This is a genomic window from Herbiconiux sp. L3-i23, from assembly GCF_023734115.1.
Taxonomy (GTDB): Bacteria; Actinomycetota; Actinomycetes; order Actinomycetales; family Microbacteriaceae; genus Naasia.
In genome coordinates this window covers 2,346,072-2,360,230 of record NZ_AP025737.1, presented here as the reverse complement: position 1 = coordinate 2,360,230, position 14,159 = coordinate 2,346,072, and the positions used below count along the sequence as shown (strand labels likewise).

The window sequence follows — 14,159 nt, the reverse complement described above, 5'->3', positions numbered from 1 at the left end:
ACAAGCGCACTCGCAGCAACACACCGCGCTCGCGGGGGTGAGTCAGCGACGGGCGAGCCAGGCCTCGACGTCGTCGGCCGTGCGGGGGATGGCGATCGAGAGGTTCTCGGCGCCGTCCTCGGTGACGAGGATGTCGTCCTCGATGCGCACGCCGATGCCCCGATACTGCTCGGGCACGGTGAGGTCGTCGGGCTGGAAGTAGAGCCCCGGCTCGATCGTGAACACCATGCCGGGCTCGAGCACGCCCTCGCGGTAGAGCTCGCGCCGCGCCTTCGCGCAGTCGTGCACATCGATGCCCAGGTGGTGGCTGGTGCCGTGCACCATGTAGCGGCGATGCCGCTGGTCGTCGGCGTCGAGCAGCTCGTCGGCGGAGGCATCGAGGAAGCCCCACTCCGAGATCTTCGCCGCGATCACCTTCATGGCCTCGTCGTGCACCTCCGCGAACCGGATGCCGGGGCGGACGATCGCGAACGCCGCGTCGGCGGACTCGCGGACCGCCTCGTAGACGCGCCGCTGCACCTCGGTGAAGTGCCCGTCGACGGGGATCGTGCGGGTGATGTCGGCGGTGTAGAGGCTGTCGAGCTCGACCCCCGCGTCGATCAGCACCAGGTCGCCGGCGACGACGGGGCCGTCGTTGCGGGTCCAGTGCAGGATGCAGGCGTGCGGGCCCGACGCGGCGATGGTCTCGTAGCCGACCGAATTGCCCTCGACGCGGGCGCGGGTGTTGAAGATGCCCTCGATGACGCGCTCGCCGCGGGCGTGCTGTTGGATGCGGGGCAGGTCGGCGACGATGTCGTCGAATCCGCGCGCGGTGGCCTCGACGGCGATGCGCATCTGCTCGATCTCGTAGGAGTCCTTGACGAGGCGGAACTCGCTGAGGGTGCGGGCGAGGATCGCGTCGTGCGCGGCGTCGAGGTCGTCGGCTCCGCTCTCGAAGCCGGCGAGGTCGGCGGTGGCGAGGCCGAGGTCGGCCGCGACCTGCTCGAGGGTGGGGCGGGCGCCGATCCAGAACTCGCCGACGGCGGGATTCGCGTAGAACTCGTCGGTGTCGCGTCCCGCCGCGGGCGGGAAGTAGAGCGTGGCGGTGTGTCCGTCGCCGATCGGGTCGAGCACGAGCAGCGACCCGGGCTCGGCGTCGGAGGCCCAGCCGGTGAGCCAGGAGAACGCGGAGTCGGCGCGGAACGGGAAGTCGGTGTCGTTCGAGCGCACTGCGCGGTCGCCGGCGGCGATCACGAGACGACGGCCGGGGAAGGCCTCTGAGAGGCGGCGTCGACGCTCGGCCGCGAACGCCGACTGGGGGCGCTCGGGCTGGGCGACGTCGACACGGTCGGCCCAGCCGCTGCCGATGTAGCCGGCGAAGGACGCGGGCCACGGCGCGGCGCGGTTGGAGTTCGCCGGGCGGGACGCCTCCTCGCTGGTCTCGGGAGTCGTGACCTCGGTCGGGCTTTCGGCGTCGTTCGTCATCTCCCCATTGTCTCGCGGTTGCGAGTCGGACGCTCCTCCCGTCATCGCCCGCAGCGGGGTCCCGGCGTGTCCGTCGTCCCGGCCTGGGCGGCGACGACGATGTCGCCGTGCCGCAGCGCGCCGCGGCAGGGCAGGGCGAGCAGATCGCCCGCGACGAGATCGTCGGGCAGCATCGGGACCTCGACATCGCCGCACCGGTCATCGGAGGTGTGGGGGAGGAGCGCCGCAGGCGTCCGCCGCGCGGTGGACGCCCGACCAATGAGGCGGGCATGCCCGAACCGCGGAAGGGCGCCGTCGAGGAGCGCATCGACGAGCAGGGTGCGGTGTCCGGCGGGGTCACGGCCGACGAGGATGACGGTGACGACCACGACCGAGAGCTCGCGGCTGAGCGGTCCGTCGGCGCGGGGCCCCGCGACGCGGCGGTCGGCGGTGTGCACGCACGGCGTCTCGCAAAGGTCGGCGAGGCGCACGAGCGAGACGCCGCCGCAGAGAAGGTCGGTCGTCGTCGCGATGGTGTGATCGGGCCACACCGCGGAATCGAGCGGATCGGGGATGCTGCGTCGCAGCGACGGAAGGATCTCGGTGAGGGTCACGAAGAGCAGTCCTACGCGCGTTCGGGGCGACCGCTCCGAATCCTCACGGGATCCCGACGGCCGACGCCTCGATCCATGCGCGACCTTCACGTCGCGGCCGCGGGCGGATCAGCCGGCGGGGGAGAGCTGCGCGAGGACCGGGCGGTGGTCGCTGCCCGCGCCGTCGAGGTCGCCGATCACCCGGAATCCGGTGACCCGCCAGTTCGTGGTCGCGAGCACGTGGTCGATCGGAGTGCCGAGCGCGGCGGGTACGCCGGTCGGCCAGGTGCCGACGGCGCCCGCACCCCACTGCTGCGCGGCGTCGTCGCAGAGTCCGAGGTCGCCGCGGCTCACCACGAGCCCGTCCGCGCCGACCACGTCGGAGCCGAGCCCGTCGAAGGCGTCGAGGGTGGCGTTGAAGTCGCCCGCGAGGATCGTGTTCGGGGCGAGGCAGAGGGCGGAGAGACTCGCGAGGTCGGATCGCCACGTCGTCATCTCGGAGGGCAGGGGAGCGACCGCGTGCACGGCGACGATCGTGGGTCCGCCGGTCGTCGACGTCGCGACGACGCTCGGCAGCACCCCGGTCGTCCCGTCGCCGGTGAGCAGGTACGGCCCCAGTCGCGTGCTGATGAGCAGCGACGTGGAGCGCGCCTTCGCGACCTCGTCGTAGGCGACGGTGTGCACGGTCAGCGGGACTCCGGAGGCGCGTGCGATCGCGGCCACCTCGTTCGCGACCTCCTCCGTCGTCTCGGGCAGCGACACGATGTCCGCCCGATTGTCGATCACGAGGTCGGCGATCGTAGCGGCGGGAACGGCGTCGCCGAGGGTGTTCCAGGCCAGCACGGTCAGGTCGTCGGGTCCCCGGATGTCGAAGCCGGCGCCGCCGAAGCCACGCGAGGTGAGCACCACGACGTTCGCCCCGGTGAAGACGAGCAGCAGCAGCGCGAGCGACCCCAGGAATCGCCTCGCGGGCACGGCGATGAGCGCCAGGACGGTGAGCACCAGCGCTGCCACGAGTGCGCCCGCGGCGAGCCCGCCGCGCAGAGTGACCGCCTGGGCGACGAGCGGCGCTCGCTGCAGGTCGAACAGCTGCGGCCAGAACAGGATCAGCAGCATCGCGGCAGCGCCCACCACCAGGACGGCGGCGAGCAGGCGGGCCACGCGCTCACCATAACGGCCGACGTCCTCGGCGATGGATGACGCGCGGTGAGGCGCTCGGCGCCCTTCGTATCGGATCCGACACCGGATGCTCGGACCCGGTCGATCTACGATGAGGGGATGCGCGCGCTCGGACCTGCCGACCTCCATGCGCACTCGGCGGTCTCCGACGGCACCGAGCCGCCCGCCCTGCTCGTGCGCTCCGCCGCCGAGGCGGGGCTCGCGGCGGTCGCGCTGACCGACCACGACTCGACGGCCGGGTGGGCGGAGGCGGCGCACGCGGCCCGCGAGAACGGCATCGCGCTCATCCCCGGCATGGAGCTCAGCACCCGGCGCGGATGGGCGAGCGTCCATCTGCTCGGTTACCTCTTCGACCCGATGAACGACGCGCTTCGCACCGAGACGGAGCGCATCCGCCTCGACCGGCTCACTCGCGCGGAGCGCATGGTCGAGCGCATCGGGCACGACTACGAGCTCGAGTGGGACGACGTGCTCGCGCAGACGTCACCCGGTGCGACGATCGGGCGGCCGCACATCGCCGACGCGCTCGTGGCACGAGGGCATGTGCGCGATCGGGGCGAGGCGTTCGAGAGCATCCTGCATTGGCGCGCCGGCTACTACCAGCCGCACTACGCTCCCGATCCGCTCGAGGGCGTGCGTCTGGTGCGCGCGGCGGGCGGTCTTCCGGTGCTCGCCCATCCCGCGGTCAGCCGCGAGCGGGTCATGCCCGAGGACGAGATGCGCGAGCTCGTCGACGCGGGACTTTTCGGTCTCGAGGTGCGGCATCGCGACAACAGCGAGTCGGGGAAGCGGATCCTGCTCGACTACGCGCGCCGCTTTGAACTCGCCGTGACCGGCTCGAGCGACTACCACGGCACCGGCAAGCCGAACCGTCTGGGCGAGAACAGCACCGACGCCGACGTCGTCGAGCGCATCCTCACCGAGGCGACGGGCTCCTCCGCGATCCTGCCCGACTAGCCCCGGACGCCGAGGTGCCCAGTTCTGCGGGTCCTAGGCGCCGAACACCCGCAGAAGTGGGCACCTCGACCGTCGCGCATCAGCGAGCAGCGCTGCGCGAACGCGAGCACGACGAATCAGGTGCCCAGATCTGTCGGTGTTGAGTGTTCAACACCCGCAGAACCGGGCACCTCGACGTTGAAGGGTCAGGCGGTGGGAGGCGTCGCGCGCGGTCCGCGGCGACGACGGCGACGCGGACGCGGCGCTCCGGTGCCGTCGTGCGTTCCCGAACCCGGGGTGTGCTCCGCGTGCGCCTGCTGCGCCTCGGCCGCCGGGGCGTGCCCGGTCTCGGCACCGGTCGACACCGCGCTGCCACCCGTACGGCGACGGCTGCGCGACCGGCGCGCACGGTCGCCGCCCTCGGCTCCGGCGCCCGAAGACGACGACGAGGACTCGTTCGCGCGTGACGACGGGGCGCTCACCGGTCGCGCCGACGCGAGGCGGCCGCGGGTGCCCTCGGGGATGCCCAGGTCGGTGTAGAGGTGCGGCGAGGACGAGTAGGTCTCGGTCGGCTCGGGCTGGCCGAAGTCGAGCGCGCGGTTGATGAGCGCCCACTTGTGCAGGTCGTCCCAGTCGACGAAGGTCACGGCGATACCGGTCTTGCCTGCGCGGCCGGTGCGACCGGCACGGTGCAGGTAGGTGTCGGGGTCGTCGGGGATCGTGTGGTTGATGACGTGGGTCACGTCGTCGACGTCGATGCCGCGGGCGGCGACGTCGGTGGCGATCAGGATGTCCTTCTTGCCCGCCTTGAACGCCGCCATGGCGCGCTCGCGCTGCTCCTGGCTGAGGTCGCCGTGCACGGCGGCCGCGTTGAAGCCGCGGTCGTTCAGCTCTTCGACGAGCTTCGCGGCGGCGCGCTTGGTGCGGGTGAAGATGACGGTCTTGCCGCGGCCCTCGGCCTGCAGGATGCGGGCGACGACCTCGTCCTTGTCGAGAGCGTGAGCGCGGTAGATGACGTGCTTGATGTTCGCCTGCGTCAGGCCCTCATCGGGGTCGCTGGCACGGATGTGCACCGGGCGGTTCATGAAGCGGCGCGCGAGGGCGACGATCGGGCCCGGCATGGTCGCCGAGAACAGCATGGTGTGGCGGGTGGCGGGAGTCTGCGAGAACAGCTTCTCGATGTCGGCGAGGAAGCCGAGGTCGAGCATCTTGTCGGCCTCGTCGAGCACCATCTCGCGCACGTTCGCGAGCGAGAGCAGCCGCTGACCGGCGAGGTCGAGGAGGCGTCCCGGGGTGCCGACGACGATCTGCGCGCCCGCCTTGATCTGCTCGATCTGGCCCTCGTACGCCTTGCCGCCGTAGATGGAGACCACGGTGGTGGAGCGGTTCGAGGTGGCGAGCTCCATGTCTTCGGTCACCTGGACGGCGAGCTCGCGGGTCGGCACGACGATGAGCGCCTGCACTCCGGGGCCGGGCTCGAGGCCGAGACGTTGGATGACGGGGAGACCGAAGCCGAAGGTCTTGCCGGTGCCCGTCTTGGCCTGACCGATGATGTCCTGGCCCGAGAGGCCCAGGGGGATGGTCTGCTCCTGGATGGGGAACGGTTCGAGGATGTTCTTGGTGGCGAGGGCGTCGGCGATGTCGCCGTCGACCCCGAGATCACGGAAAGTCACGAAGGAATTGCGCCTGTCTGGATGCGCGCGAGGTGCGCGGGATGCGATGTGCGCCGTCAGTTCATCGGCGCGTCACCTCCCGAAAGAGTCGGGAGTCAGCGGCCATTCTAGCGGAAGTCCCGCTCCGGGCCGGATTTCCGCGATATGTGACGGCCCGGATGATGCGCCCGCCGCGAGGAATCGTCGGCTGAGGTGCCGACTGCATAAGCTTGGGCGCGTGAAGTGGTTCGGACGAGGCAGTGGTGCCGAGTCTCCGAGAGCGCGGGTGCGTTCCAAGGAGCTCCCCGTCGATCGGGTGGCGCTCGGCGACGTGACTCTCGACCCCGTCGCGGTGCTCGCGCAGGCCGCCTACCTGCAGCTCGGGCTCTTCACCGCACTGACCACGGCGTCGGCAGCGGCGCCCGACCTCAACAGCAAGGGCGCCCTCGCGGCGGCGACCGGTCATCTGCTCGCCAAGCACCGTTCCCTCGTCGCCGCGCTCGAACGCCGCGGCGTCGACGCGTCCGAGGCGATGCGACCGTTCGCCGAGTCGGCCGACCGCTACTTCGAGATCACGGCCGGCACCACCTGGTACGAGTCGCTCACCTCGAACTACCTCGTCGGGGGGCTGCTCGACGACTTCTTCGCACGCCTGGTCGCCAGCTTCGAACCGGACGGGTCGGATCTCGAACGCGTGCTCCGCGGTCCGCGCGGGGTCGAGGAGATCACCGGCATCCTGGAGCAGGCGATCGCCGCCGATCCGCGTCTCGGCTCGCGCCTCGCGCTGTGGGGGCGCCGCATCGTCGGCGACACCCTCCTGATCGCGCGATCGGCGCTGCCCGAGACGGTGCGCACCGACGCCGGGGAGGCCAGGGTCGAACCGATCCTCACCGAGCTGATGGCCGAGCACACGCGGCGCATGGACCGACTCGGCCTCACGGCCTGACCGGTCGCCCCAGCTGGTCGGCTCGCGGCAGGCAGCCGAGGCGGTTCAGCTCAGGCGTCCGCCGGAGAGCTCCGACAGGCGGGCGTGGTCACGACGCTCGCGGGCGCGGCCGACCAGCAGCGCGAACGCGTACACGGTCGCGGCGCCGACCGCGAGGGTGACCCACCAGATGACGCCCGCGTCCCACGCGAGACCCGCCCAGGTGAGGAGCACCCAGACGACGCCCGTCGTCGCGGCACCGACGGCCGGGATCAGCACGACGCCGCTGGTCTGACGCAGGGGCACCGTGTACCGGGCGAGGAGGCCGAGGAGCGCCCCGCCGATCGCGACGAAGAGCAGCTCCATGGTCAGGCCACGAAGCCGACGCGGCGGGTCTTCTCGGTGCCGAGCTCGATGTAGGCGAGCGAGGCGGTCGGCACGATGTACAGCTTGCCGGCCTCGTCGGTGAGCTTCAGGTACTTCGCGTCGCTCTCGAGAGCGCTCGCGACGGACTGCTCGATCTCTGCGGCGGCTTGCGAGGTCTCGAATCCGAGCTCGCGCGGGCTGTTGACGATGCCGATGCGGATCTCCACGGCGACCTTCCTCGTTGGGTTCAGCGGGACGGCGCCCTCTCGGCGCTTCGTTCCCGACCGTTTCCACCCTATGGCAGAGCGACGGGCGTCCCGGCTGGCGTTCACTCACGGCGCACGCGGGTCATGGGACCTCGGTGTCCGAGGTCGCGATTACGGTTGCAGGCGTGCAGCAGAGTCCCTCCGAAGCCCCACCGGAGATCGATGCCGTTCCGGCCGACGCGTCCCAGCGCGCTGTTCTCGATCTGGCCGTCGACGGCAGTGCCGTCGTCCTCGGCGGCCCGGGGACGGGCAAGACCTGGACGCTCGTCGAACTGGTCGCGCACCGCGTGCTCATCGACGGGGTCGATCCTGCCGACGTACTGGTGCTGGCGCCGAATCGCGCCGCGGCGACCGCCCTGCGTGACGTCCTCGCGGTGCGCCTCGGCGTCGCGCTGCCCGGGCCGCTCGCCCGCACGGCGGCATCGGTCGCGTCCGAGATCGTACGAGCCGAGGCGACCCGACGCGGAGACGAGGTCCCGCGACTGCTGACCGGTGCCGAGCAGGACCGCGTGCTCGCCGAACTGATCGAGGGCCACATCGACGACGACGCGGGTCCCGCCTGGCCGGCGGCGCTCACGCCCGAGATCCGCAGGCTCTCGCCGTTCCGCACCGAACTGCGCGAGCTGCTCGGGCGCATGCACGAAGGCAACATCACCACTCACGGGCTGCGGGCTCTCGCGGCCGAGATCGACCGCCCCGAGTGGGTGGCCGCGGCCGACTTCTTCGACTCCTACTACTCGGTGATCGACTCCTACCGGGGCGCGTCGCTCGACTCCGCCGAGATGATCGCCCACGCCGTCGCCGCCATCCGAGCGGGGAGCGCGGTGCGGATGCCCGCCATCGTGCTCGTCGACGACGCGCAGGAGCTCACTCTGGGCACCGTCGAGATGCTGGCCGCCTGGGCGCAGGCGGGAGCGGCGGTCGTCGCGTTCGGCGATCCCGATGTCGCCGTCACCGGCTTCCGGGGTGGGCGAGCCGACCTGCTGACGTCGCTCGGTCGTCGACTCGGAGTAGCCGCCCCCGTCCTCACCCTCGCTGAGGCGCATCGGGTCGGCGGGGCGGTGGCGCCCCTCGTGCACGAGATCACCAGCCGCATCGGATCGAGCGGTGCGACCGCGCATCGGAGACCCGTCATCGGCGAGGCCGCCGGCGACACGGCGCTACTGCGCGTCGACGCGCCCACCAGGGCCGAGGAGGCTGGCCGCATCGCCCGTCGCCTCCGCGAACTGCACGTGCTCGAGGGTGTTCCGTGGGACTCGATGGCGGTCGTGCTGAGATCGGGTCGGCTCGTTCCGTCGTTCGCTCGGATGCTGTCGCTGGCCGGCGTTCCCACGCGCACGAGCGTCGCGGCACGGGCACTGCGCGAAGAGTGGGCGCCGCGGCATCTGGTGCTCGCCGTGCAGAACGCCATCGACGCCGAGTCGTCGGGCGATCAGGTGGCCGAGACGCTCAAGGAGCTGCTGCTCGGCCCCGTCGGCGGCATCGACGTGCTCGCGCTCCGGCGGCTGCGGCTCGCGCTGCGCCACGAGGAGGTCTCGGGCGGCGGGAGCCGATCGGCGGACGAGCTGATGGTCGAGGCCATGTCGTCGCCCGGACGCTTCGCAACCATCGACATGGCGGCGGCGCGGCGCGCCGACCGGCTCGCGACGACGCTCGGCATGGTCCGAGAGCAGCACGCCGCGGGGGCGAGCATCGAGGAACTCCTGTGGGCCGTCTGGGAGCGCAGCGGCCTCGCGGCCGTGTGGGCGAAGCAGGCGGAGGGAAGCGGAGTGCTCGCCGACGAAGCCAACCATCACCTCGACTCCGTCGTGTCCCTGTTCGCCGCGGCGCGCCGATTCGTCGAACGCTCGCCGGAACTCGCGCCCGGAGCCTTCATCGCCGAGTTCCTCGCCGCCGATCTGCCGGAAGACACCCTTGCGGTGCGAGCCCGCACCGGTGCGGTGTTCGTCTGCCCGCCCGCGTCGGTGGTCGGCGCCGAGTTCGAGGTGGTCTGCGTCGCCGCGGTGCAGGACGGCGTCTGGCCGAACCTGCGTCTGCGCAGCTCGCTGCTGCACGCCGATCAACTGGCCCCGGCCAGCGAAGGCGTGTCCCTCGCGGTGCTCGACGACCGCAAGCAGGTGCTCCACGACGAACTGCGGATGTTCGCCCTCGCCGTCTCGCGCGCCCGAAGCCTCGTGATCCTGAGCACGGTGTCGAGCAGCGACGAGCAGCCCTCACCGCTGGTGCGACTGCTCCCGCCCGACGTCCCCGTCGCCGATGACGCCGAACCGTTGACCCTGCGCGGCCTCGTCGGCAGGCTGCGACGCGAGCTCGCCGTCGACCCTGCCTCCGACGCGGCATCCGCCCTCGCCCGACTGGCGGCCGACGGCGTCGCCGGCGCAGACCCCGCGCAGTGGTACGGCATGAGCCCCCTCAGCACCGACGCTCCGCTCGTCGATCTGAGCGACCCCGACGCCCGCGTTCCGGTGTCGCCGTCCAGGCTGTCGACGATCGAGAAGTCGCCGCTCGGCTGGTTCGTCGATGCCATGGGGGCGAGCCCGTCGGGCTTCCACGCCGACCTCGGCACGCTCGTTCACGCCGCGATGGAGACGCTCTCGACGACCCCCGACGCCGAGCTGCACGCCGATGCGGTCATGGCCCTCATCGACGCCCGCTGGCACGAGTTCCGCTTCGACTCCCCGTGGGAGGGCGAGTACCAGCGTGCGCGGGCGCGCACGCGAGCCGAGGGACTCGCCGACTACCTGACCGGGTTCGCGCGCGACGGCCATGTCCTCGCCGGAGCCGAGACCGCGTTCAGTTTCGAGCTCGGTCAGGCCGTCGTCACGGGCAAGATCGACCGGGTCGAGCACCTGAACGACGGCACGCTCGTCATCGTCGATCTGAAGACCGGATCGACGGTTCCCCGGGCCGACGAGCTCGCGACGCACGCCCAGCTCGGGCTCTACCAGCTCGCCGCCGCGCACGACGGCATCGAGGGGCTTCCGGAGGGTGCCACTCGCGGCGGCGCGAAGCTCCTCTTCGTCGCATCCGGTGTGAGGGGGCGCCTGTTCCGCGAAAGCAGGCAAGAGCCGCTCACCCCCGATGAGCTCGAGGGCTTCCGCGAGCGCGTCCGAGCCGCGGCCGAAACCATGGCGGGCACCATGTTCCCGGGGGTCGACGGTCTCGACGACCGCGACCCGCTCGGCGCCTACCCGTACCGCATCCACCTCATCCCGGCGGTGTCGGCATGAGCCCCGTGCTCGACGCGGCGACCATCGCCGACGCCCTCGGACAGCCGCGACCCACCGACCAGCAGGCGGCGGTCATCGAAGCGCCTCTGGTGCCGAGCCTCGTCGTCGCGGGCGCCGGCAGCGGCAAGACCGAGACGATGGCCGCGCGAGTGGTCTACCTCCTGGCGAACTCGTTGGCCCGACCGAACGACATCCTCGGGCTGACCTTCACCCGCAAAGCGGCCGGTGAGCTCGCGGAGCGGGTCGGCAAGCGCATCCGCGCGCTGTCGGCGAGCGGACTGATCGACGAGCCGTTCGACGCGTTCGAGGCGCCGACGATCGCCACCTACAACTCATTCGCGAGCTCCCTCTTCCGCGAGCACGCCCTCGGCATCGGCCGCGAACCCGACGCGACGGTGCTCGGTGAGGCCGCTGCCTGGCAGTTGGCGAGGCGCGTCGTCGCCGCATCCGAGGACCCCGAACTGCTGCCGCTCGGCAAGTCGGTCGACACCATCACCGAGTCGGTGCTCGCGCTCAGCGCCGCGATGGCCGAGAACGTGGTCGTCGACGACGAGCTGCTGCGCATGACCGGTCGTTTTGAAGCCCTCGCGAACCTGCCGGTCGGCAGCAACCGGGTGAAGTCGGTCTACAAGTCCGTCGCCGACGCGGTCGCCGCGGTCGGATCGCTGCCGGTGCTGGTGCGGCTCGCGCGAACCTACTCCGACGAGAAGATCCGCCGGGGGCTCATCGAGTTCTCCGACCAGGTCGCCCTCGCGCTCGAGGTCTGCACGAGCCTGCCCGAGGTCGCCGCGTCCTACCGCGAACGCTTCCCCGTCGTGCTCCTCGACGAGTATCAGGACACGAGCGTCGTGCAGACGCGGCTCCTGTCGACGCTGTTCGCCCCTGGTGCGGTGATGGCGGTCGGAGACCCGCACCAGTCGATCTACGGCTGGCGCGGCGCGAGCGCCAGCAACCTGGGTCGTTTCGCCGGGGACTTCGGCGGCGGTGAACCCACCGGCTCCTACGCGCTGTCGACGAGCTGGCGCAACCCGCCGCGGGTGCTGGCCGCCGCGAACGAGCTCGTGCGCCCGCTGTCCGCCGCATCGGTCGTCGAGGTCGACGAACTGCACCCCCGAGAGGGCGCGGGCGAGGGGAGCCTCGACGTCGGCTTCGACGAGACCGTCCTCGACGAGGCGGCCCGCGTCGCCGACTGGCTGGCGACCCGCGTGCGTCCGCGACGGGACAGGACCCTGCCGTCGGCGGCGATCCTCTGCCGCTCGTTGAAGAAGGTCGCCGTGTTCACCAAGGCGCTCGCCGCCCGCGGTGTGCGGTACCGGGTGCTCGGCATCGGCGGGCTGCTCGAGGAGCCCGCGGTGGCGGACCTCGTGAGTGTGCTGCACGCCCTCGACGACCCGACCTCCGGTCGGTACCTCATCCGCGTTCTCACCGGAGCCCGGCACCGCATCGGCGTGCGCGACGTGAAGGCGCTGCGCGACGTCGGCGGGTGGCTCGCCCGCCGCGACATCGGTCACCGGCCCCTCGCCGACGACGTGCGCCAGGCACTCCGCGACGCCATCGGTGGCGACGAGGGCGTCTCGCTCATCGACGCGCTCGACTTCGTGGCCATCGCTCCCGAGGGGCACATCGCGCTGCGGGAGATCAGCCCTGACGGCCTGATTCGGATGCGCGCGCTCGCCGCGGAACTCGCCGAGCTGCGCCGACGCAGCGGGCTCGCCCTCATCGACCTGGTCTCCCTCGTCATCGAGCAGAGCGGACTCGACATCGAGTCGAGCGCGAACGAGTCGGCGACGCTCGGACGCGCCGCGCTCGACTCGTTCCTCGAAGTCGTCGAGGACTTCGTGTCGACCGATCCCGCAGCGTCGCTGCGGTCGTTCCTCGGATGGCTCCAGCTGGCCGAGCAGCGCGAGAACCTCGGCGCCCGCGCCGCCGACCCCGAGCCCGGCACCGTGCAGGTTCTCACGATCCACGGATCGAAGGGTCTCGAATGGGACTTCGTCGTCGTGCCGCGCATGGTCGAGGGCGAGCTGCCGTCACCGCCGCGCAGCAAGCGCGGCTGGTTGAGCTTCGGCGAGCTGCCCTACGACTTCCGCGGCGACCGTCTCGACCTGCCGAGCCTCGCCTGGTCGTCGTGCGAGACGCAGCGCGACTTCGATGAGGCGCACAAGCGCTACACCGACGAGGTGGTGCGCCGCGACGCCGACGAGCAACGGCGCCTCGCCTATGTGGCGGTCACGCGAGCGCGGGAAGCCCTGCTGCTGACGGGATCGTTCTGGAGCACGCAGCGCAAACCGCGGGGGCCTGGCCGGTTCCTCCTCGACCTCCGTGACGCCGGTCTGATCGCGGCGGACGCCCTCCCCGACGCGCCCGAGAACGAGGAGAACCCCCTCGACGCGATGACCGACCACGTGCCGTGGCCGACGGACCCGCTCGGCGCACGCCGCGACCGGGTCGAGGCCGCCGCCGAAGCCGTCCGCGTCGCCGACCCGTCGGCGACGACGAGATGGACTCGTCAGCTCGATCTGCTTCTCGCCGAGCGGGACGCCCTGCGTGCCGCTCCGGCGCCGCCACTGCCGGTGCGCATCTCGGCGTCGGCGTTCAAGGACCACGTTACCGACCCCGACGGCGTCGCACGGGCGCTCCGACGACCGATGCCGCAGCGGCCGTACCGGCAGACCCGCCTCGGGACGCTGTTCCACTCGTGGGTCGAGCACCGGTCCGGCGTCGCGGGGTCCGGTGACCTGGTGGACGCCTTCGCCGACGAGCTCGACATCGACCTCGCCGACGGCGACCTCGACCGGTCGCAGCTCGCGGTGCTGCAGGCGTCGTTCGAGGCGTCCGAATGGGCGGGGCTCGCGCCCGAGGCGGTCGAGCTCGAGGTGCATCTTCCGTTCGACGATCGCATCGTGATCTGCAAGCTCGACGCCGTGTACCGCCGTGACGGACGGTACGAGGTCGTCGACTGGAAGACGGGCCGCCCGCCGAAGGACGCGGCCGATCTGGAGCAGAAGACGTACCAGTTGGCGTTGTACCGTCTCGCGTTCGCGCAGTGGAAGGGCGTCGACCCGTCCGAGGTCGATGCCGCGTTCTACTTCGTCGCCGACGATCGCGTCATCCGCCCGGACACCTTCCCGTCCTACGACGACCTCCTCACCCGCTGGAGGGAGACCCACCCGGGCGGTTGACGCTTCGGGACAACGGCGCTGCGCTCTCGATGCGCTCGTTCCTCGCTTACTCGAGCCGTCTCGATACGGCGCTGGCGCGCCTACTCGACGACCGAGTGAGAGGCGGACCCTAGCCCGGTCGTCGAGTAGCGACGGAGGAGCGTACCGAGACGGGTCGAGTAAAGCGAAGCGCACCGAGACCACAGTGGGTGCGACTGATGCCCTTCGTATCGCTTCGCGGGGCGGGCGGACCCTAGCCCGGTCGTCGAGTAGCGACGAAGGAGCGTATCGAGACGGGTCGAGTAAGCGAAGCGCATCGAGACCACAGTGCGCATGCTCTCGGTGCGCTCGTTCCTCGCTTACTCGAGCCTGGGCCCACCGCGCGCGCTTGCGCGGGGGACTCGATAC

Annotated in this window: 10 protein-coding genes; 4 read left to right on the top strand and 6 right to left on the bottom strand. The window is 71.5% G+C overall.

Annotation, left to right across the window (positions count from 1 at the left end):
* Positions 1-42 precede the first annotated feature (42 nt).
* From NGH83_RS11230 to NGH83_RS11220, 3 genes are all read right to left on the bottom strand, one after another.
* The gene (locus NGH83_RS11230) at positions 43-1,464 is read right to left on the bottom strand and encodes an aminopeptidase P family protein (protein WP_251856340.1); all 1,422 of its coding nucleotides are present in this window, start codon (positions 1,462-1,464) and stop codon (positions 43-45) included.
* 41 nt (positions 1,465-1,505) lie between these two features.
* Positions 1,506-2,057, bottom strand: coding sequence for a hypothetical protein (locus tag NGH83_RS11225; RefSeq protein WP_251856339.1), 552 nt, complete (start codon positions 2,055-2,057; stop codon positions 1,506-1,508).
* Positions 2,058-2,165: 108 nt separating this feature from the next.
* On the bottom strand, positions 2,166-3,197 hold the full coding sequence (locus NGH83_RS11220; RefSeq protein ID WP_251856338.1) for an endonuclease/exonuclease/phosphatase family protein: 1,032 nt from the start codon (positions 3,195-3,197) through the stop codon (positions 2,166-2,168).
* A 117-nt stretch (positions 3,198-3,314) separates the two neighbouring features.
* Here NGH83_RS11220 and NGH83_RS11215 point away from each other — a divergent pair, with 117 nt between their 5' ends.
* Positions 3,315-4,172 carry a PHP domain-containing protein gene (locus tag NGH83_RS11215; RefSeq protein WP_251856337.1) on the top strand — a complete coding sequence of 286 codons (858 nt, stop codon included), beginning with the start codon at positions 3,315-3,317 and terminating at the stop codon, positions 4,170-4,172.
* A 185-nt stretch (positions 4,173-4,357) separates the two neighbouring features.
* Here NGH83_RS11215 and NGH83_RS11210 read toward each other — a convergent pair whose 3' ends face one another.
* Entirely contained in the window at positions 4,358-5,824 is a 1,467-nt protein-coding gene (locus NGH83_RS11210) for a DEAD/DEAH box helicase (RefSeq protein ID WP_251856336.1), read from the bottom strand.
* Between the two features lie 265 nt (positions 5,825-6,089).
* Here NGH83_RS11210 and NGH83_RS11205 point away from each other — a divergent pair, with 265 nt between their 5' ends.
* The gene (locus tag NGH83_RS11205; RefSeq protein WP_251856335.1) at positions 6,090-6,749 is read left to right on the top strand and encodes a ferritin-like fold-containing protein; all 660 of its coding nucleotides are present in this window, start codon (positions 6,090-6,092) and stop codon (positions 6,747-6,749) included.
* A gap of 45 nt (positions 6,750-6,794) precedes the next feature.
* On the opposite strand, the gene NGH83_RS11200 is transcribed toward NGH83_RS11205, so the two are convergent.
* Complete coding sequence (locus NGH83_RS11200) at positions 6,795-7,094, bottom strand: hypothetical protein (RefSeq protein WP_251856334.1); 300 nt, start codon at positions 7,092-7,094, stop codon at positions 6,795-6,797.
* Positions 7,095-7,096: 2 nt separating this feature from the next.
* The gene (locus tag NGH83_RS11195) at positions 7,097-7,321 is read right to left on the bottom strand and encodes a DUF3107 domain-containing protein (RefSeq protein WP_251856333.1); all 225 of its coding nucleotides are present in this window, start codon (positions 7,319-7,321) and stop codon (positions 7,097-7,099) included.
* A gap of 164 nt (positions 7,322-7,485) precedes the next feature.
* Between NGH83_RS11195 and NGH83_RS11190 the strand changes: the two genes are divergently transcribed.
* Together NGH83_RS11190 and NGH83_RS11185 are read left to right on the top strand one after the other, a co-directional pair.
* The gene (locus NGH83_RS11190; protein ID WP_251856332.1) at positions 7,486-10,590 is read left to right on the top strand and encodes a UrvD/REP family ATP-dependent DNA helicase; all 3,105 of its coding nucleotides are present in this window, start codon (positions 7,486-7,488) and stop codon (positions 10,588-10,590) included.
* Complete coding sequence (locus NGH83_RS11185; protein ID WP_251856331.1) at positions 10,587-13,772, top strand: ATP-dependent DNA helicase; 3,186 nt, start codon at positions 10,587-10,589, stop codon at positions 13,770-13,772. The genes NGH83_RS11190 and NGH83_RS11185 overlap by 4 nt, the downstream gene beginning before the upstream one ends.
* Positions 13,773-14,159 lie beyond the last annotated feature (387 nt).